The organism is Sphingomonas sp. PvP018 (assembly GCF_017876865.1).
GTDB lineage: Bacteria > Pseudomonadota > Alphaproteobacteria > Sphingomonadales > Sphingomonadaceae > Sphingomonas > Sphingomonas aerolata.
The window spans coordinates 1679674-1697405 of record NZ_JAGIOU010000001.1 but is presented as its reverse complement, the minus strand read 5'-3'; the positions used below and the strand labels follow the sequence as shown (position 1 = coordinate 1697405).

Sequence of the window (17732 nt, the reverse complement as noted above, 5' to 3'; positions counted from 1 at the left end):
TCCCCGCGGAGGCGGGGATCCAGGGTCACAAGCGACACCGCCCGTGACCCCTCGGCCCCCGCCTCCGCGGGGGAACCGATCAAACCGCCGGCAGCTGATCCAACAGCTTGTCCAACGTAATCGGGAACTCGCGCACCCGGATCCCCGTCGCATTATACACAGCGTTCGCAACCGCGGCGCCCGCGCCCGAAATCCCGAGCTCGCCGATCCCCTTGGCGTGGATCGGGTTCGCATGGATGTCGCGCTCGTCGACGAAATGGACGTCCATCTGCGGCACGTCCGCATTGGCCGGCACGTGATATTCGCCGAGATCGTGGTTCACCAGCTTGCCGGTGCGCGTGTCGTGGATCAGGTCCTCGGTCAGCGCGGTGCCGATGCCGAAGGTCATGCCGCCCAGGCACTGCGACCGCGCGGTCTTCGCGTTGAGCACACGCCCTGCCGCGAACGACCCGAGCATCCGCCGCACGCGCGTCTCGCCGGTGATGACGTTGACCGCGACCTCGGCGAAGTGCGCGCCAAAGCCTGCCTGCGACGTCTCCTTCTCCTGCTTGCCCGGCTTGATATGCCCGGTCGCCTCGAGGCCCTTGCCGACCAGCTCGCCGATCGGGGTCGAGCGGTTGTCGCCGATCGCCTTGCCGTCCTTCAGCGTCAGGCCGTCCTCGTCGACGCCCATCGCCTTGGCGATCTTGCCGCGCAGCATCTCGCAGGCGAGATAGACCGCGGTCCCCGACGAGGCCGCACCCCAGGACCCGCCCGAACCCGCCGCGGGGGGATCATTGGTGTCGCCCAGCGACATGGTGATGTTCTCGACCGGGATGCCCAGGATCTCCGACGCGATCTGCGCGAGGATCGTGTAGCTGCCCGTGCCGATATCGGTCATCGCCGACGATACGGTCGCGGTGCCGTCGGGATGGATCTCGACCTTGGCGGACGATTCCATCATCATGTTGCCGCGAACCGCCGAGGCCACGCCCATGCCGATCAGCCATTCGCCCTCGCGGCGCGTGCCGGCCTTCTGGCGCTTGTCCCAGCCGAAGCGGGCCGCACCCTCGTCGAGCGCGCGCGTCAGGTTGCGCGACGAATAGGGGACGTCCTTCTCCGGATCGATCCGCGGATCGTTGCGCTTGCGCAGCTCGATCGGATCCATGTCGAGCTTTTCAGCCAGCTCGTCCATCGCACCCTCGAGCGCCAGCATCCCGACCGCTTCGCCCGGCGCGCGCATCGATCCCGACAGGACGAGGTTCACGTCGACCAGCTCATGCGTGATCAGCCGGTTCTCGCCGCCATAGAGCAGGTGCGTGCCGATACCGGCGGGCTCGAAATAATCCTCGGTCGACTGGTTCGACGCGAGCGTCTCGTGCCCGATCGCGGTCAGCTTGCCCTCGGCGTTTGCCGCGAGCCGGACGCGCTGCTCGGTGTTCGAGCGACGCACGGTCGCCTCGAACACCTGCGGGCGCGACATGACCGCCTTGACCGGACGGCCGAGCTGCTTGGCGGCGATCGCCGCCGCGACGCTCTCGGGCGCGATGCCGAGCTTCGACCCGAACCCGCCGCCGATATAGCGCGCGACGATCCGGACCTTCTTCTCCGACAGGCCGAGCGACTTGGCCAGCTGCTGCGCGTCCGAGGTCGGCATCTGATAGGCACCGTACAGCGTCAGCGAGCCGTCCTCTTCCCACACCGCGGTCGAGGCGTGCGGCTCCATCGCCGCCGAGTTCTGGCTCGGCGTGACATAGGTCGAATCGACCGTCACCGCCGCATCGGCCATCGCCGTGTCGACATCGCCCTGCTTGAAATGCGCAGGCGCGGCATCGTCGGGGGGCGTCCGCGTCTCGTCGCGGTGCGCGGCGAAGTCATACTGGCCCTCCGCCTCGTCATAGACGATCGGCAGGCGGGCCGCCGCATCGCGCGCGACCTCGAAGCTCTCGGCGAGCACGATCGCGACGATCTGGCCGAAGAACGCGATGTCCTTGACGCCCTGCGTGGGTGCATCGGTCGCGCCGCCCTGTGCGGACACGCGGATGAACTGGTCGAAGTCGGTGACGACGTCGAGCACGCCGGGGATGCTCTTCACCGCGTCGACGTCGATCGACACGACCTTGCCCGCGGAGATCTTCGTGCCGACGAGCACGCCGTACGCCATGTCGTCGAACTGATATTCCGCCGCATAGGTCGCGGTGCCGCTGACCTTCAGCGGACCGTCGATGCGGTCGAGCGGCTTGCCGATGACGCCCTGAACGCCGCTGTCCAGAAGACTGTCCGGATGCGGCTTGTCCATCGTCAGGCTGTTGGTGGTTCCAAAACCGAACATGTTTATGCTCCCGTTACGGTGCGCAGCGTCGCGATAAGCGTGCGACGCGCGAGGGGGATTTTGAAGTCGTTCGAGCCATAGCCCTTGGCATCGGCGAGGAGCGCGGTCGCCGCGGCCTCGAAAGCCTCGTCCGACGGCGCCTTGCCGACCAGCGCGGCCTCGACCGCCGGGTTGCGCCACGGCATCGGCCCTAGCCCGCCGAACGCGAGCGAGGCGGACGCGATCACGCCGTCCTGCACGTCGACCACGGCCGCGACCGAGACGAGCGCGAAGGCATAGGACGCACGATCGCGCACCTTGCGATAGGCCTGCTTGCCCTTGGGCGGCGCGGGCAGCTCGATATGCGTGATCAGCTCACCCGTCTCGAGCACGGTCTCGATCTCGGGCGTCGATCCCGGCAGGCGGTAGAACTCGTGTACCGAGATGCGCCGACGATCGCCGTCCGCCTTCAAGGTCACGATCGTCGCGTCGAGCGCGCGCATCGCGACCGCCATGTCGCTCGGATGCGTCGCGATGCACTGCTCGCTCGTGCCGAGCACCGCGAGGATGCGGTTGAAGCCGCCGATCGCCGAACAACCGCTGCCGGGCTCGCGCTTGTTGCACGCGGCCGCGGTGTCGTAGAAATAATAGCAGCGCGTCCGCTGGAGCATGTTGCCCCCGGTCGACGCCTTGTTGCGCAGCTGGCCCGATGCGCCGGCGAGCAATGCGCGGCTCAGCACCTCGTACTTCGCGACGACGCGGCGGTCGGCGGCAAGGTCGCTGTTCGGCACCAGCGCACCGATCGTCAGCCCGCCATCCTCGCGCTCCTCGATCTTCGCGAGATCGAGGCGGCTGATGTCGACGAGCGTGTCGGGGGTCTCGACCTGCAGCTTCATCAGGTCGAGCAGGTTGGTCCCGCCCGCGATGAACCGCGCGCCGGTCGTCCCGGCATCCCGGACCGCGGCCTCGGGGGTCGCGGGTTTCTCATAGGTGAAGGTCTTCATGCCACCATCTCCCCGCGCGCATCGGCGTCCATCGCCGCATCCTTTTCGTCCGCGGACCGGCCCTTGGGCGCGGTGTCGCCGACTTCGCGGATCGCATCGACGATGTTCGGATAGGCGGCACAACGGCACAGATTGCCGCTCATCCGCTCCGAAATCTCGGCATCGTCGAACTTGGGATCGGTCAGGTCGCCCGATGCGTGGCTGGCCCAGCCCTTCTTGACCTCGTCGAGCATGCCGACCGCCGAGCAGATCTGGCCAGGCGTGCAATAGCCGCACTGATAGCCGTCATGCCGCACGAACGCATCCTGCAGCGCGTGGAGGTTGCCCGGCTGGCCCAGACCCTCGATCGTCGTGATCTCGTCATCCTGGTGCATGACCGCGAGCGTCAGGCAGGAATTGACGCGGCGGCCGTTGATCAGGACGGTGCACGCCCCGCACTGGCCGTGGTCGCAGCCCTTTTTCGAGCCGGTGAGGCCGAGATGCTCGCGGCACAGGTCGAGCACCGAGGTGCGGATATCGGGCTCGGCGTCATATGATTGACCATTGATCGTGAAATGCATGGGGTCGCCCCTTCTGGATCCGGGAAATATGAGGACTGAACGCCGATGCGTCGAATGGTTTCCTATTGCGATTGGCTCTCACGAATCGCCGCGCTGGTACTTGGCGTCGCCGGCGGGCAATCTGTTGCGATGACACCGAAAAATCCTCCCTCGACACCCCCGATCGTGATCGCGCACCGCGGTGCGAGCGGGCTCCGGCCCGAACATACGCTCGCCGCCTACGACCTCGCGATCGATCAGGGCGCGGACTTCATCGAGCCCGACCTCGTCCCGACGAAAGACGACGTGCTCGTCGCGCGGCACGAAAACGCGATCGCCGACACGACCGACGTCGCCGACCATCCCGAATTCGCCAGCCGCCGCACGACGAAGACGATCGACGGGCACAACCTCACCGGCTGGTTCGTCGAGGATTTCACGCTCGCCGAACTGAAGACGCTGCGCGCGAAGGAGCGGCTGCCGAAACTCCGCCCCGCCAACACCGCCTATGACGGCCGGTTCGAGATCCCGACGCTCGCCGAGATCATCGCGCTCGCCAAGCGGCGCTCCGCCGAGACGGGCCGCACGATCGGCATCTATCCCGAGACAAAGCACCCGACCTATTTCGCCGGCATCGGCCATCCGACCGACCTGCTGCTGGTCGCGCAGCTCAAGGCGGCGGGCTGGGATTCGGCGACGGCACCGGTCTTCATCCAGTCGTTCGAGGTGAAGAACCTCCAGCGCCTCCACGCGGTGACGCGGGTGCGGCTGATCCAGCTGATCGACGGTGAGGGCGGCCCCGCCGACGGTGCCCAGCCGAGCTATGCCGCGATGATCACGCCCGCGGGCCTGAAGGCGGTGGCGGGCTATGCGTACGGCATCGGCCCGAACAAGGGCATGCTGTGGGCGGGCACGACGCCGTCGCCGCTGGTCGCCGACGCGCATGAAGCGGGGCTGCGCGTCCATCCCTGGACCTACCGCGCGGAGAACATGTTCGTCCCCAACCGCTTCCGCCGCGGCACCGATCCCGCCGCGCAGGGCGACATCGCCGCGGAGATCGACGCCGGGCTCGCGCAAGGTATCGACGGATTCTTCACCGATTTTCCGCTATACGGGGCGCAGGCGCGCGATCGGCTGCGCGCGGGAGTGAAGTAGATGCGTAAGGTTCTTCCCGTTCTGGCGATCCTGCCCCTGATGACCGCGGGCTGCATCAGCACCGCGACGTCGATCGTGAAGGCGCCGTTCCAGGTCGCGGGCAAGGCGGTCGACTGGACCACCACCAGCCAGGAGGAATCGGACCGCAATTACGGCCGCAAGATGCGCAAGCAGGAGGCCGAGGAGGGCAAGCAGCGGAAAGAACTCGCCAAACGCTGCAGGAAGGACCCCCGGCGCGGCGAATGTGGGCAATATCAGGGGTATCGCGCGGGGGAGTGATAGCCCCAAAAAAAATACCACCCCGGCGAAGGCCGGGGCCCAGTTGGGGGCCGCTGCTGGCAAGGGGCAGCGCGCAGTTACCGCCGTCCCCCAACTGGCCCCGGCCTCCGCCGGGGTGGGTAAGCAGAAAATCGCTGCAATCTCAGCTCAAAACCACCACATCACCGTAGCCGGAAACGGCGTCCACCACCCGACCCGCACGCCTGCGAACCGCAGCGCATCCCCCGTCCACGCATTGCACGTCGCCACCCCGCTATAATGCCCCCGCGCGTCGTAGAACGCGTCATAACCGGCATAGCCCGGATAGGCCCGCCCCCCCGGCCGGACCGTCGCCGCGATATACCCCGCCAGCCGCCGATACTCGCGTTCGCTCAGCATCACCGCGCGCACATCGCCACCCGGCACCGGCGCGGCGAGATGCTCGACATGCAGCAGCACCGCGTCGCTGCCGATCGCCGACGCCAGCACGGTCCGCAGCTTCACGTCCGCCCAGGTCGGCGTCTCAAGGAAGAACGCCTTCTCCCCCCAGCCGATCGCAAGGTGATCGGACGCGGCATAACGCGGGTCGCGCAGGTCGCCGGGCCGGGCAAACCCGCGCCAGTCCACCCCGGCCGCGACCTTCGGGACGATGATCCCGGTATGCACCCCGTTGCTCTCGACGAAGATGCGGATGCCGCGCGGGGGAGGGCGCCAGTCGCGGTTGGTCGGGATTGCCCCGCCGACCAGCCCCGCCACCGCATAGCCCGCAGCCAGTGCGAGAACGACTGCAAGGATCCTTAACGACCAATGAATCCAGCGCGTTTCCGTTGTCATTCGGTCATGCTAGACGATGGCCATGCTAGAAGAAACGCACGTGCTCAGCACGCCGCCCGAAGGGGCACCCGACTGGACGATCCCGCAAAACTGGTCGAGCTATACCGCCGAGGATCATGCGACCTGGGACACGCTGTTCGCGCGCCAGTCGAAACTGCTCCCCGGCCGCGCGTCGAACGCGTGGCTGCGCGGGCTCGACGTGCTGAAACTCTCGAAGCCCGGCATTCCCGATTTCGAGGAACTGTCCGAACGGCTGATGAAGCTCACCGGCTGGTCGGTCGTCGCGGTGCCCGGCCTCGTCCCCGACGACGTCTTCTTCGATCACATGGCCAATCGCCGCTTCGTCGCGGGCAATTTCATCCGCCGTCCCGACCAGCTCGACTATCTCCAGGAACCCGACGTCTTCCACGACGTGTTCGGGCACGTGCCCATGCTCGCCGACCCGGTCTTCGCGGATTATTTGGCGGCTTATGGCCGCGGCGGCCAGCGCGCGCTCGGGCTCGACGCGCTCAAATATCTCGGCCGGCTCTACTGGTACACGGTCGAATTCGGCCTGATCGCCGAGCCCGAGGGGCTGCGCATCTACGGCTCGGGCATCGTCTCGAGCTTCGCCGAAACCCGCTTCGCACTCGACGACCCCAGCCCCAACCGCATCGCGCTCGACCTCGCGCGGGTCATGCGCACCGAATACCGGATCGACGATTTCCAGCAGAACTATTTCGTCATCCCGAGCTTCGACGAACTGCTGCGCCTGACGGTCGAGACCGATTTCGCACCGCTGTACGAGGAGCTGAAGGCCCAGCCCGACATCCCGGTCGCCCGGATCGAACCCGGCGACGTCGTGCTGACACAAGGCACGCAGGCCTATGCGAACGCCAAGGCCACAGGCGCCGCATAAAGCCACCACCCCGGCGAAGGCCGGGGCCCAGTTAGGCGAACCCCGGAGATGGAACCGAACCGCCATCCCAACTGGGCCCCGGCCTCCGCCGGGGTGGTGTCGGGTGTGAGGCGAACCACTGGCGGCACCCGGCCGTATCACCTCGTGGAACCGAACGCCGCCCCACCCACAAACCACCCCGGCGAAGGCCGGGGCCCAGTTGGGCGAACCCCGGAGATGGAACCGAACCGCCATCCCAACTGGCCCCCGGCCTCCGCCGGGGTGGCGTAGAGTGTGAGGCAAGGCGCTGGCCGCACCCTCATCTTCCCCCGCCTTCGCGGCGGAACAGGATCAGATATCCAGCGCCCACCCGTCGCGCCCCTTGGGATCGAACGGCCCGTCCGCCACGAACCGCGTCGCGCCCGCGCGCAGCCGCAGCACGCTCCAGTCCCCGCGCCGGTCGACCGCGTCCAGCGAGCACCCGCACGCCGTATAGGCCGCGACCACGCCCGCGCGCTGCGTCTCGAGCAGCCCCGCCAGCACGATCGTCGCCCCCGCATCGGCGATCGACGCGATCTCGGGCGCCATCGACACCAACGGCCCCGCCAGGATGTTCGCGATCACCAGGTCATAGGGCGCGCGCGCGACGATCGCGTCGTCGAGCGTCCCGTCGGCCACCACCAGGTCGATCCCCGCGACGCCGTTCAGGTCCGCATTCTCCTGCGTCACCTCGATCGAGACCGGATCGATATCCGTCCCCATCACCGCCGCATCGGGCCACAGATCCGCCGCGGCAAAGGCGAGCAGCCCGGTCCCCGTGCCGATGTCGATGACGTTGGCGAACCGCTCGCCCGGCGCCGCATCCGCCAGCCCGTCGAGCATCGCCAGGCACCCGCTGGTCGTCTCGTGATGCCCCGTCCCGAACGCGCGGCTCGCCTCGATCAGGAAGGCGCGCTTGCCCGCGGGCACCGCATCGGCATGCGCGCGGGTGTGGACGAAGAACCGTCCGACCGACAGCGGCTCGAGCCCCGCCTGGCTCATCGTCACCCAGTCCGCCGCGGCCAGCCGCTCGACCGCGATTCCGGCCCCCGCCGCGCTCGGCACCAGCGCGCGCACCGCCGCGACCGTGTCGGCGCCCGGCTCATGTTCGAAATACGCGTCGAGCCGCCAGGATTCGACGTCGTCCTCGATCTCCTCGGTGGTCATCAGCACCGCGTCGCCCGGAATCGCGTCGCCCAGATCGCCGCTCGCATCGATCGCCTCCGCCTCCGCGCGCGTGCAGGGGAGGGTGAGTTTCCAGCTCTCAGCGGACATGGCTCGCCCCGTTCACATCGATCACCGCGCCGGTCATCGAGGCCGGCGCCTCGAGCGCGCAATAGCGTGCGACCGAGGCGACTTCGGCGGGGTCCGCGACCTTGCCGAGCGGAATGTCGGCGAGCAGCGCATCACCGCCGCGGCTCGACAGATAATCCTCCGCCATCCCGGTCATCGTGAAGCCCGGGCAGATCGCGAACGCCAGGATCCCCTCGCGGGCATAGCCGCGCGCGATCGTCTTGGTCATCGCCACCATTCCCGCCTTCGACGCGGCATAATGCCAGTGCGCGGGCGAATCGCCGCGATAGGCGGCGCGGCTGGCGATGTTGACGATCCGCCCCGCAAACCCGCGCGCCTGCCAGTGCAGCACCGCGAGCCGGCAGAGTTCGGCGGACGCGGTCAGGTTGATCCGCATCGTCCGCTCCCACTGAGCGGTCCAGTCGCCGTCACCCAGCGGGCTCGCCTCGAACACCCCGGCATTGTTGATCAGCACGTCGATCGTGCCGCCGGCCTGTTCGAGCGCGGCGGTCCACAGCGCGGTCGGCCCGGCGGGGTCGGCGAAGTCGGCGGGGAGCCCGCTCGCGCTGCCCCCGTTGCTGCTCCTGTGCCCGATGACAGTGGCGCCCGCGTCGGTCAGCGCCTGGTGAATGGCCGCGCCGATGCCCCGGCTCGACCCTGTGAGTAGGATGGTCATGGCCAGGGCCTTAGCGCGCCCGATGACGGTTCGTCACCCACCCGTTCGCACGGCGGTGATGTCGCTCACGCGACGCTGGACGAAAACCCGTCGGCGGCACCGCGCAGCACGCTCAGCTTGTCGTCGATCAGCCCGAAATCCTGGCCCAGCAGCGTGATCTCGTTGGCGACCGCCTCCGCATCGCCGCGGATCATGTCGATCGTCGCGGACATCGTGTCGGCGGCCAGCGCGGTCTCGTCGACCGCGGCGGTGATCGACGCGACGGTCCGCGCCTGCGCGTCCATCGCCTGGCGGATCCGCACCGCGCTGTCCTGGACCTCGCCGACGGTCGTGCGGATGCCGACGCTGGTCGTCACCGAGCTGTGCGTCGCCGCCTGGATCGCGGCGATCTTGGTCGCGATGTCGTCGGTCGCGCGCGCGGTCTGGCTGGCGAGGCTCTTCACCTCCTGCGCCACCACCGCAAAGCCGCGCCCGGCATCGCCCGCACGCGCCGCCTCGATCGTCGCGTTGAGCGCGAGCAGATTGGTCTGCCCCGCGATCGTCCGGATCAGCCCCAGGATCGACTCGATCGACTGGGCATGCGCGCTCAGCGTCTCGGACATCCCGACCGCGTCGGTCGCCTGCGCCGACGCGCGGTTGGCGATCTCGGCGGCCGCCTCGACCTCGATCCGCGCGCCCTCGATCGCGCAGATCAGTCCCGAGGCGGTGTGCGCGGCCTCGCGCATCGCCAGCGCCGACTGTTCGGCGGCGGCGGCGACCTCGCTCGTCTTGCCCAGCACGCTGCGGGTCGAGGTCGACGCGCCCATCGCCTGGACGCGGATCCGCGCGCCCAGCTCGGCGGTGTCCTCGATCGACGAGGCGATGCTTTCACGGAACGCCGCCGCCCGCGCGCTGCGGGCGATCCGCGCCGCTTCGGCATCGGACGCGCTCAGATGCGATGCCATGATGTCCGCCTCGATCAGCGCGAGCCGCTGGATCACGTCGCCCAGCATCCGCATCGACGCGGTGTCGGTGCCGACCCGTTCGGCGATCAGCCCGAGCGTGACGCTGTGCGCGAACGCCAGCGCGGCGAGCAAGGCGGGCAGCGGGATGTTCGCCTTGCGCGACTGGATCGCATGGTCGATCGCGATGTCCCGCCACGCCAGGTCATAGGGGGAGAGATATTTCAGCCGGACATAGTCCGCGCTTGCGACGATGCTGCGTTCGAGTCGCTCGGGGGTGAAGGCGGGCCGGACATGAAGCGCGCTCTCGAGCGAGAGGTAATGCCGCCAGAACGTCTCCGCGATCACCCGGTGGTCGGCGGCATCCAGCATCGCGGTCAGCGTCGCGCAGCTTGGCCCGATCGCGCCGTCCCAGTCATAGTCGCGCACGCGTTCGTACAGCGGCCGGCCATCATTGCCCCAGTCCAGCGTGCCGTGTGGCACGCCATTGCTCATGCGGTCGATTGGCGCGGTCATGCTCCCCCCTTGTGCCCTCCGTTATGCAGCCACCTTCGCGATGAATACGCCCGCGCTGGTCTTCAGATTGCTCAGCCGGCTGTCGAGCATGTCGAAGCCCCGGCCGACGCCGTCGATCTCGGTCGCCACCATTTCGGTATCCGCCCTGATCGCCGCGATCGTCGTCGACATCGAATCGGCGGCGAGCGCGGTTTCGTCGACCGCCGCGGTGATCGCGGTGACGGTCTGCGCCTGCGCCTCCATCGCGTGGCGGATCCGGTCGGCGCTGTCCTGTACCTCGGCGACGGTCGCCTTGATGCTCGCATTGGTCGCGACCGTGCCGCGCGTCGCCGACTGGATCGCGGCGATCTTCGCCGCGATGTCGTCGGTCGCGCGTGCGGTCTGGCTGGCGAGGCTCTTCACCTCCTGCGCCACCACCGCGAAGCCGCGCCCGGCATCGCCCGCGCGCGCCGCCTCGATCGTCGCGTTGAGCGCGAGCAGATTGGTCTGGCCGGCAATGTCGCGGATCAGCCCCAGGATCGACTCGATCGACTTGGCGTGATCGCTCAGCGCCTCGGACATGCCGACCGCGTCGGTCGCCTGTGCGGACGCGCGATTGGCGATCTCGGCCGCGGCCTCGACCTCGCTGCGCGCATCCTCGATCGCGCGGATCAGCCCCGCGGCGGTCTGCGCGGCCTCGCGCATCGCGACCGCGGACTGTTCGGCGGCGGCGGCCACCTCGCTCGCCTTGCCCAGCACCGCGCGGGTCGAGGCCGAGCTGCGCACCGCCTGTTCGCGCAGCACATGCCCCTCGTCGGTCGCGGTCTCGACCATCGTCGCGATTCCGTCGCGGAATTCGACCGCCAGCGTGTCGCGCGCGCCCTGCGCCGAGAAGTTGCGATATTTGGTATAGATCGCCACGGTGATCTCACCTTCCAGCGCCGACAGCCTCATCAGCGTGTCGATATACAAGGAAAGTCGGTCATTGTCGCGCGCCACGCTCTGCATCAGCACGCCGAGCGCGGCACGGTCGCTCGCGCTGATCATCGACAGCAGCGCCATCGGCGACACGTCGGCGGCATAGGCCGCGGCGACCGATCGCTCGACCGATTCGACCCAGCCGCGCGCATTGGTGTTGAGGAAGCGGTCGCGCAGGAAATTGCAGCCGACCTCGATCATCGCGTCGGCCTCGTGCGGCGACCAGATCCGCTCGTTGCTGAAACAGCGCTGCCACTGTTCCCAATAGGCCTGGGAGATGGTGACGACATGCGGTTCGATCAGCGCCCAGAGCTCGCGGCTGGCTGCCGCGAGCGAGCCGTCAAAGTCGAACGCGCGCAGCCGTGCGGCCAGGTCGATCTGGGTGGCGATCGACCCGGGGGCCGGCATGTCGAGTGAGGTCAAAGGGTAAACTCCGGATCGCGTTGCCCGGCCAGCGCTAACGGTGATTCCTTAAGGCCAGGTTAGGGATCGATGCCGCGGGGCAGGGGGCGCCCGCCGCCCCGCCCGACCAACCGTCCAGCGGCCCCTGCGCATTGCCCTGGGTTATCAACCCGGGCGGCGATGGGTTGCATCGCAGCACATGGCGTCTAATAGACCGGCAAACCGTTCGTTACTCGCCCTTCGTACTCGAGGACACAGCCCTTGGCATCGCGCAACCCGGCACGCCCGCTTTCTCCCCATCTGCAGGTCTATAAATGGGGCCCGCACATGCTGGTCTCGATCCTGCACCGCGCGACCGGCAGCGGCATGGCGACCGTCGGCAGCCTGCTGCTCGTCTGGTGGCTCGCCGCGATCGCCTCGGGGGATCAGGCTTATGCGACCTTTGTCGACGTGTTCACGACCGACGCGGGCGGGCTCAACATTCTGGGCTATGTCATCGGCATCGGCCTGACCTGGTCGCTGCTCCAGCACATGATGACGGGCATCCGCCATCTGGTGATGGACACCGGCGCCGGTTTCGAACTCAAGCGCAACCGCATGGGTGCGCGCGCGACGATCCTGGCCAGCACGCTGCTGACGGTCGCCTTCTGGCTCTACATGGGGATGAAGTAATGGGTTCGGGTACGCCAGTCGGCCGCGTCCGCGGTCTGGGCAGCGCCAAGCACGGCACGCAGCATTGGTGGCAGCAGCGGCTGACCGCCGGCGCCAACATCTTCCTGATGGCCTGGCTGATGGTCGCGGTCGCGCGGATGCCCGCCTATGACTATGCCTCGGTGCATCTGTGGCTCCAGTCGTCCTGGGCGGCGATCCCGATGGCGCTGCTGATCCTGTCGGTCTTCTACCATTTCCGTCTCGGTCTTCAGGTCGTGATCGAGGATTATATGCACGGCGAAAGCCGCGTCGTGACGATGATCCTGCTCAACCTGTTCACCTTCACGCTGGGCGGCATCGCCCTGTTCGCGATCCTGAAGGTCGCCTTCTCCGGAGCCCCTGCGTAATGTCAGCTGCCTACAAGATCATCGATCATACCTATGATGCGGTCGTCGTCGGGGCCGGCGGCTCGGGCCTGCGCGCCACGATGGGCATCGCCGAGAGCGGCCTGAAGACCGCGTGCATCACCAAGGTCTTCCCGACCCGGTCGCACACCGTCGCCGCCCAGGGCGGCATCGCCGCGTCGCTCGGCAACAACTCGCCGGATCACTGGACCTGGCACATGTTCGACACCGTCAAGGGCTCCGACTGGCTCGGCGACCAGGACGCGATCGAATATCTGTGCCGCGAGGCCCCGCAGGCGGTGTACGAGCTCGAACATGCCGGTATGCCGTTCAGCCGTAACGAGAACGGGACGATCTATCAGCGTCCGTTCGGCGGCCACATGCAGAACATGGGCGAGGGGCCCCCGGTCCAGCGCACCGCTGCTGCCGCCGACCGTACCGGCCACGCGATGCTTCACGCGCTCTACCAGCAGAGCCTGAAGTACAACACGGACTTCTTCGTCGAGTATTTCGCGCTCGATCTGATCATGGAAAACGGCGTCTGCCGCGGCGTGATCGCCTTGTGCATGGAAGACGGCTCGATCCACCGCTTCCGCAGCCACCAGACCGTGCTCGCCACGGGTGGCTATGGCCGCGTCTATTTCTCAGCGACCTCGGCGCACACCTGCACCGGCGACGGCAACGCGATGGTGCTCCGCGCCGGCCTGCCGCTCCAGGACATGGAGTTCGTCCAGTTCCACCCGACCGGCATCTACGGCGCGGGCGTGCTCATCACCGAGGGCGCACGCGGTGAGGGCGGTTACCTGACCAACTCCGAGGGCGAGCGCTTCATGGAGCGCTATGCCCCGTCGGCGAAGGATCTCGCCTCGCGCGACGTCGTCAGCCGCTCGATGGCGCTCGAAATGCGTGAAGGCCGCGGCGTCGGCAAGAACGGCGACCACATCTTCCTGCACCTCGATCACATCGATCCGAAGGTGCTCGCCGAGCGCCTGCCGGGCATCACCGAGACCGGCAAGGTCTTCGCGGGCGTCGATCTCACCCGCCAGCCGCTGCCCGTCACGCCGACCGTGCATTACAACATGGGCGGCATCCCGACCAACTTCCACGGCGAGGTCGTCAACCTCGTCGGCGGCAACCCCGACGCGGTCGTCCCCGGCCTGTTCGCGGTCGGCGAGGCCGCCTGCGTCTCGGTTCACGGCGCCAACCGCCTCGGCTCGAACAGCCTGATCGATCTCGTGGTGTTCGGCCGTGCGACCGGCCTGCGGATCCGCGACACGCTCAAGCCCGGCACCGCGCACGCGCCGCTGCCCAAGGGCTCGGAAGACCTCGCGCTGACGCGTCTCGACACGTTCCGCAACGCGAGCGGCGGGTCGCCGACCGCGCAGATCCGTCTCGACATGCAGCAGACGATGCAGAAGCATTGCGCCGTGTTCCGCGACACCGAACTGCTCAACCAGGGCGTCGAGAAGATGGCGGGCATCTACAACCGGATGACCGACGTCGCCGTGAAGGATCGCAGCATGATCTGGAACACCGATCTGGTCGAGACGATGGAGCTCGACAATCTGATCGGCCAGGCCGTCGTCACGATGAACTCGGCCGCCAACCGCACCGAGTCGCGCGGCGCGCACATGCACGAGGATTTCCCCGAGCGTGACGATGCCAACTGGATGAAGCACACCATCACCACCTTCGACGGCTGGGGCGGCAAGGGAGGTCAGACCAAGATCGATTTCCGCCCGGTGCACGACTACACGCTCACCGACGACGTCGACTACATCAAGCCCAAGAAGCGGGTCTATTGATGATCTGGGCCATCATCGCGATCGGGTTCCTCGTGCCCGTCGCGGTGGGGCTGCTGACGCGGTTCCCGCCGATGATCGCCGGCTTTCTCTGGCCGGCGATCGTCGCGATCGGCACCGCGATCTATATCTACGGCATCGAGACGCGCGCCCCCGGCGAAGACCCGCAGAAGATCGCCATCACCTTCTTCGCGCTCTTCTCGCTCGCCGGCGGCGTCCCCGGCGGCCTGGTCGGCTGGATCCTCCAGCACAGGCGACAGGCCGATCCGGCACTCGACCGGGACGTCTGACCTCAGGGGGCGGCGGGCGCATTCGCTGCCGCTTCCAGACGATCTGCCAGCCACATCTTGATGAGCGCCTGACGCGTGACGCCACGCTTGCGGGCTTGCACGTCGAGACTCTCTACCATCCACGTGGGGAAATCGACGTTCACGCGCTTGGCCTCCAGCGCAGGCTTGCGCGGGCTGGACCAGTCGAAATACGCGCTGACATCCTCGCCCTCGTCGAACCGCCGGTCGAGTTCGTCGGCTGAGATAGCCTTGTGCAGCACGGATTTAGCCGGTGCGGGCGCGTTCATAAGCCAGTTCCTCATAATCTCTCGCGCGGCGAACCGAGATGATCCGGGTCGCCGTACCGCGATCGGTGACGATCGCCGTCCACAAGCGATCGCCGATCCGGCCGATCACCAATTGCCGGTCCTCGCCCACATGGCGCTGGGCCGATCCGACGACGATCCGCTCGTCATCGCCCCACAGCGCCTGAGCTTCGACGAAATCAATACCGTGCTTGACCGCGTTGGCCGCGCTCTTGTCCGGGTCGAATTCGAACATGGCCAACTCTACCGCAATTTCGGTATAGAATCTATACTCCCGGTCTTTTGCGGACGACATCGGAACCGCGCGATACCGCGGTAAGTTTGCCCGCGCATGACCGACACCTCCCCCGCTTCGAACGCGCGCAACTATCCGTTGCTCGCCGTCCCCCATGTCCAGCTGCACGGCCCCGTCGACGATGCGATGTACGACAGTTTCAAGGCGCAGGTCGCGGCCGCGCCCACCGAGGGCCCGCTCGTCGTCTCGATCACCACGCTTGGCGGCGATCCCGAAATGGCGCGCGCGATGGGCGACCATATCCGGCTGCTGCGCGAATATACCGATCGCGAGACGCTGTTCCTCGGCAAGGTCGCGGTCTATTCGGCCGGCGCGACCTTCATGTCGGCATTTCCCGCCGACAGCCGCTTCCTCACGCGCAACAGCCGCCTGATGATCCATGAGCGCCAGATGACGAGCACGATCCAGCTCAACGGCCCGCTCAACGCGCTGTCTTATACGCTGAAGGCCAAGCTCCACGAGATCGAGGATTCGATCAACATCCAGGAAGAAGGCTTTCGCGATCTCGTCCGCGGCACCAAGGTCGATATCGAGGAGCTGAAGGCCAAGGCGCCGTCCAACTGGTATATCGAGGCGGAGGAAGCGCGCGATCTCGGGCTGATCCTCGACATCATCTGACGGTTGCGGCGGTCCGTGCCGCGCCCCACATGTGACTCATGTTGCACCCGCGAAGCTAAGGATTTGCGGGCAGGGCCCCTGTCATGTATCGGCTCTGACAACCTTGTCATCACACCACGGACGGACCGCTCGCAATGGCCGAATTCTCGCTCCCGAAAAACAGCGTCGTCAAGAAGGGCGTCAAGCATGCCTCGGCAAGCGGGGGCAAGCGGCTAAAATCGTTTAAGGTGTATCGGTACGATCCCGATAGCGGCGAGAATCCCCGCTACGACACGTTCGAGCTCGACCTCGACGAGACCGGTCCGATGGTGCTCGACGCGCTGATCAGGATGAAGGGCGAACAGGACAGCTCGCTGACCTTCCGCCGCTCGTGCCGCGAGGGGATCTGCGGCTCCTGCTCGATGAACATCGACGGCAAGAACGGTCTCGCCTGCACCACCGCGATCGAGGATTGCAAGGGCGAGGTCCAGATCACGCCGCTGCCGCACATGGACGTGATCAAGGATCTCGTCCCCGACTTCACGCATTTCTACGCGCAATATTCGTCGATCAAGCCCTGGCTCCAGACCGTCACCCCGCCGCCCTCGGGCAAGGAGCGTCTCCAGTCGCCAGAAGACCGCTCGAAGCTCGACGGCCTGTACGAGTGCATCCTGTGCGCCTGCTGCTCGACCTCGTGCCCGAGCTACTGGTGGAACGCCGACAAGTTCCTGGGGCCGGCGATCCTGCTCCAGGCCTATCGCTGGCTCGCCGACAGCCGCGACGAGATGACCGGCGAGCGGCTCGACGAGCTCGAGGATCCGTTCCGCCTCTATCGCTGCCACACGATCATGAACTGCGCGAACGCCTGCCCCAAGGGTCTCAACCCCGCCAAGGCGATCGCCGAGATCAAGAAGATGGAAGCCGAACGGATCGTCTGATCTGGGAGGGGGAGGTTTCTTCGCTCAACCGCTGATCCCTCCCCCCCCTCCCGTTCGTGCTGAGCGAAGTCGAAGCACAAGCCCGGGGCAGGGGGTGGCGCTCCCAAAAGTCCTTCGACTTCGCTCAGGACGAACGGAACTCATGACCGATACCCCCCATTTCCTCGACGCCGAAGACCCCGCAAACCCCGGCTGGCGCAGCTGGACCCTGTCCGACCCGACCCGGTTCAACACGCTGCTCGGCCCCATGCTCTACCGCGTCGACGGCGACCTCGTCCGCGTCCGCATCACGCCCGAGCGTCGCCATTCGAACCTGCAGGACAATGTGCACGGCGGCGCGCTGCTCGGCTTCATCGACGTCGCCCTGTTCGCCGCCGCACGCGGCTTCGGGCTGATCACCGCCGGCACCGCGGTGACGCTCGACCTCAACACCCAGTTCATCGGTGGCGGCCGGATCGGCGCCCCGATCGAGGCGCAGGTCGAGGTGCTCAAGGAAACCGGCCGCCTCTTGTTCCTGCGGGGCCTCGTGGTGCAAGGCGACGACGAGGCAAAGATCGCGGCCTTCTCCGCGACGATCCGCAAGCCGTCGCCTAAGCCGCCGAAGGGCTGACCCCGACCGCTATCACCACCCCGGCGAAGGCCGGGGCCCAGTTGGGACACGATCATTGT

Annotated in this window: 20 protein-coding genes; 10 read left to right on the top strand and 10 right to left on the bottom strand. The window is 67.4% G+C overall.

Annotated elements, in window-relative coordinates; all coding sequences use genetic code 11:
* Positions 1 to 79: 79 nt before the first annotated feature.
* From J3A66_RS07375 to J3A66_RS07365, 3 genes are read right to left on the bottom strand one after another with little or no spacing between them, the layout of a single operon-like run.
* Positions 80 to 2311: a xanthine dehydrogenase family protein molybdopterin-binding subunit gene (locus J3A66_RS07375; RefSeq protein ID WP_209568009.1), complete on the bottom strand. Its 2232-nt coding sequence runs from the start codon at positions 2309 to 2311 to the stop codon at positions 80 to 82.
* A 2-nt stretch (positions 2312 to 2313) separates the two neighbouring features.
* Positions 2314 to 3294, bottom strand: coding sequence for a xanthine dehydrogenase family protein subunit M (locus J3A66_RS07370; RefSeq protein WP_037530016.1), 981 nt, complete (start codon positions 3292 to 3294; stop codon positions 2314 to 2316).
* Positions 3291 to 3854 carry a 2Fe-2S iron-sulfur cluster-binding protein gene (locus J3A66_RS07365; protein ID WP_081874216.1) on the bottom strand — a complete coding sequence of 188 codons (564 nt, stop codon included), beginning with the start codon at positions 3852 to 3854 and terminating at the stop codon, positions 3291 to 3293. Before J3A66_RS07365 ends, J3A66_RS07370 begins: the two co-directional genes overlap by 4 nt.
* A 129-nt stretch (positions 3855 to 3983) precedes the next feature.
* Between J3A66_RS07365 and J3A66_RS07360 the strand changes: the two genes are divergently transcribed.
* Together J3A66_RS07360 and J3A66_RS07355 are read left to right on the top strand one after the other, a co-directional pair.
* The gene (locus J3A66_RS07360) at positions 3984 to 4988 is read left to right on the top strand and encodes a glycerophosphodiester phosphodiesterase (RefSeq protein ID WP_209568007.1); all 1005 of its coding nucleotides are present in this window, start codon (positions 3984 to 3986) and stop codon (positions 4986 to 4988) included.
* A complete protein-coding gene (locus J3A66_RS07355; RefSeq protein ID WP_031396071.1) occupies positions 4989 to 5267 on the top strand; it encodes a hypothetical protein in 279 nt (92 codons plus the stop codon).
* 147 nt (positions 5268 to 5414) lie between these two features.
* On the opposite strand, the gene J3A66_RS07350 is transcribed toward J3A66_RS07355, so the two are convergent.
* Positions 5415 to 6080, bottom strand: a complete 666-nt coding sequence (locus J3A66_RS07350; protein WP_209568005.1) for a TIGR02117 family protein — start codon at positions 6078 to 6080, stop codon at positions 5415 to 5417.
* 22 nt (positions 6081 to 6102) lie between these two features.
* On the opposite strand from J3A66_RS07350, the gene phhA reads away from it, so the two are divergent.
* On the top strand, positions 6103 to 6978 hold the full coding sequence (gene phhA / locus J3A66_RS07345; RefSeq protein ID WP_037530019.1) for a phenylalanine 4-monooxygenase: 876 nt from the start codon (positions 6103 to 6105) through the stop codon (positions 6976 to 6978).
* A 330-nt stretch (positions 6979 to 7308) separates the two neighbouring features.
* Here phhA and J3A66_RS07340 read toward each other — a convergent pair whose 3' ends face one another.
* The 4 genes from J3A66_RS07340 to J3A66_RS19425 form a co-directional block, all read right to left on the bottom strand.
* Complete coding sequence (locus J3A66_RS07340) at positions 7309 to 8271, bottom strand: 50S ribosomal protein L11 methyltransferase (protein ID WP_209568003.1); 963 nt, start codon at positions 8269 to 8271, stop codon at positions 7309 to 7311.
* Positions 8261 to 8965 (bottom strand): SDR family NAD(P)-dependent oxidoreductase, encoded by a 705-nt coding sequence (locus J3A66_RS07335; RefSeq protein ID WP_209568000.1) that lies wholly within the window; start codon positions 8963 to 8965, stop codon positions 8261 to 8263. Before J3A66_RS07335 ends, J3A66_RS07340 begins: the two co-directional genes overlap by 11 nt.
* A gap of 65 nt (positions 8966 to 9030) precedes the next feature.
* A complete protein-coding gene (locus J3A66_RS07330) occupies positions 9031 to 10422 on the bottom strand; it encodes a methyl-accepting chemotaxis protein (protein ID WP_209567999.1) in 1392 nt (463 codons plus the stop codon).
* A 21-nt stretch (positions 10423 to 10443) separates the two neighbouring features.
* Positions 10444 to 11802, bottom strand: coding sequence for a methyl-accepting chemotaxis protein (locus J3A66_RS19425; protein ID WP_274602310.1), 1359 nt, complete (start codon positions 11800 to 11802; stop codon positions 10444 to 10446).
* A gap of 240 nt (positions 11803 to 12042) precedes the next feature.
* Between J3A66_RS19425 and sdhC the strand changes: the two genes are divergently transcribed.
* The 4 genes from sdhC to J3A66_RS07305 are packed head-to-tail and all read left to right on the top strand — an operon-like array spanning position 12043 to position 14928.
* Positions 12043 to 12453: a succinate dehydrogenase, cytochrome b556 subunit gene (gene sdhC, locus J3A66_RS07320; RefSeq protein ID WP_209567997.1), complete on the top strand. Its 411-nt coding sequence runs from the start codon at positions 12043 to 12045 to the stop codon at positions 12451 to 12453.
* Positions 12453 to 12839 (top strand): succinate dehydrogenase, hydrophobic membrane anchor protein, encoded by a 387-nt coding sequence (gene sdhD / locus J3A66_RS07315; protein ID WP_031440117.1) that lies wholly within the window; start codon positions 12453 to 12455, stop codon positions 12837 to 12839. Before sdhC ends, sdhD begins: the two co-directional genes overlap by 1 nt.
* On the top strand, positions 12839 to 14641 hold the full coding sequence (sdhA, locus tag J3A66_RS07310) for a succinate dehydrogenase flavoprotein subunit (protein WP_031440116.1): 1803 nt from the start codon (positions 12839 to 12841) through the stop codon (positions 14639 to 14641). The genes sdhD and sdhA overlap by 1 nt, the downstream gene beginning before the upstream one ends.
* Positions 14641 to 14928, top strand: a complete 288-nt coding sequence (locus J3A66_RS07305; RefSeq protein WP_209567994.1) for a hypothetical protein — start codon at positions 14641 to 14643, stop codon at positions 14926 to 14928. Before sdhA ends, J3A66_RS07305 begins: the two co-directional genes overlap by 1 nt.
* 2 nt (positions 14929 to 14930) lie before the next feature.
* On the opposite strand, the gene J3A66_RS07300 is transcribed toward J3A66_RS07305, so the two are convergent.
* Complete coding sequence (locus J3A66_RS07300) at positions 14931 to 15215, bottom strand: CopG family antitoxin (RefSeq protein WP_197976043.1); 285 nt, start codon at positions 15213 to 15215, stop codon at positions 14931 to 14933.
* The gene (locus J3A66_RS07295; protein ID WP_031393665.1) at positions 15193 to 15468 is read right to left on the bottom strand and encodes a BrnT family toxin; all 276 of its coding nucleotides are present in this window, start codon (positions 15466 to 15468) and stop codon (positions 15193 to 15195) included. The genes J3A66_RS07300 and J3A66_RS07295 overlap by 23 nt, the downstream gene beginning before the upstream one ends.
* A gap of 96 nt (positions 15469 to 15564) precedes the next feature.
* Here J3A66_RS07295 and J3A66_RS07290 point away from each other — a divergent pair, with 96 nt between their 5' ends.
* The 3 genes from J3A66_RS07290 to J3A66_RS07280 all read left to right on the top strand — a co-directional run bounded on the left by J3A66_RS07290 (position 15565) and on the right by J3A66_RS07280 (position 17673).
* Positions 15565 to 16146 carry an ATP-dependent Clp protease proteolytic subunit gene (locus J3A66_RS07290; RefSeq protein ID WP_031393666.1) on the top strand — a complete coding sequence of 194 codons (582 nt, stop codon included), beginning with the start codon at positions 15565 to 15567 and terminating at the stop codon, positions 16144 to 16146.
* A 134-nt stretch (positions 16147 to 16280) separates the two neighbouring features.
* Positions 16281 to 17063: a succinate dehydrogenase iron-sulfur subunit gene (locus J3A66_RS07285; protein ID WP_209567992.1), complete on the top strand. Its 783-nt coding sequence runs from the start codon at positions 16281 to 16283 to the stop codon at positions 17061 to 17063.
* A 142-nt stretch (positions 17064 to 17205) separates the two neighbouring features.
* Positions 17206 to 17673, top strand: coding sequence for a PaaI family thioesterase (locus J3A66_RS07280; RefSeq protein WP_209567990.1), 468 nt, complete (start codon positions 17206 to 17208; stop codon positions 17671 to 17673).
* Positions 17674 to 17732: the final 59 nt, after the last annotated feature.

Bases quoted from the DNA above. Each gene is read 5' to 3' on its own strand.
- J3A66_RS07360 (WP_209568007.1), top strand. From the start codon at position 3,984: ATGACACCGAAAAATCCTCCCTCGACACCCCCGATCGTGATCGCGCAC.
- J3A66_RS07290 (WP_031393666.1), top strand. From the start codon at position 15,565: ATGACCGACACCTCCCCCGCTTCGAACGCGCGCAACTATCCGTTGCTC.
- J3A66_RS07355 (WP_031396071.1), top strand. From the start codon at position 4,989: ATGCGTAAGGTTCTTCCCGTTCTGGCGATCCTGCCCCTGATGACCGCG.
- J3A66_RS07365 (WP_081874216.1), bottom strand. From the start codon at position 3,854: ATGCATTTCACGATCAATGGTCAATCATATGACGCCGAGCCCGATATC.
- sdhD (WP_031440117.1), top strand. From the start codon at position 12,453: ATGGGTTCGGGTACGCCAGTCGGCCGCGTCCGCGGTCTGGGCAGCGCC.
- J3A66_RS07280 (WP_209567990.1), top strand. From the start codon at position 17,206: ATGACCGATACCCCCCATTTCCTCGACGCCGAAGACCCCGCAAACCCC.
- J3A66_RS07340 (WP_209568003.1), bottom strand. From the start codon at position 8,271: ATGTCCGCTGAGAGCTGGAAACTCACCCTCCCCTGCACGCGCGCGGAG.
- J3A66_RS07305 (WP_209567994.1), top strand. From the start codon at position 14,641: ATGATCTGGGCCATCATCGCGATCGGGTTCCTCGTGCCCGTCGCGGTG.
- phhA (WP_037530019.1), top strand. From the start codon at position 6,103: ATGCTAGAAGAAACGCACGTGCTCAGCACGCCGCCCGAAGGGGCACCC.
- J3A66_RS07350 (WP_209568005.1), bottom strand. From the start codon at position 6,080: ATGACAACGGAAACGCGCTGGATTCATTGGTCGTTAAGGATCCTTGCA.
- J3A66_RS07335 (WP_209568000.1), bottom strand. From the start codon at position 8,965: ATGACCATCCTACTCACAGGGTCGAGCCGGGGCATCGGCGCGGCCATT.
- J3A66_RS07295 (WP_031393665.1), bottom strand. From the start codon at position 15,468: ATGTTCGAATTCGACCCGGACAAGAGCGCGGCCAACGCGGTCAAGCAC.
- J3A66_RS07300 (WP_197976043.1), bottom strand. From the start codon at position 15,215: ATGAACGCGCCCGCACCGGCTAAATCCGTGCTGCACAAGGCTATCTCA.
- sdhA (WP_031440116.1), top strand. From the start codon at position 12,839: ATGTCAGCTGCCTACAAGATCATCGATCATACCTATGATGCGGTCGTC.
- J3A66_RS07370 (WP_037530016.1), bottom strand. From the start codon at position 3,294: ATGAAGACCTTCACCTATGAGAAACCCGCGACCCCCGAGGCCGCGGTC.
- J3A66_RS07330 (WP_209567999.1), bottom strand. From the start codon at position 10,422: ATGACCGCGCCAATCGACCGCATGAGCAATGGCGTGCCACACGGCACG.
- J3A66_RS07285 (WP_209567992.1), top strand. From the start codon at position 16,281: ATGGCCGAATTCTCGCTCCCGAAAAACAGCGTCGTCAAGAAGGGCGTC.
- J3A66_RS07375 (WP_209568009.1), bottom strand. From the start codon at position 2,311: ATGTTCGGTTTTGGAACCACCAACAGCCTGACGATGGACAAGCCGCAT.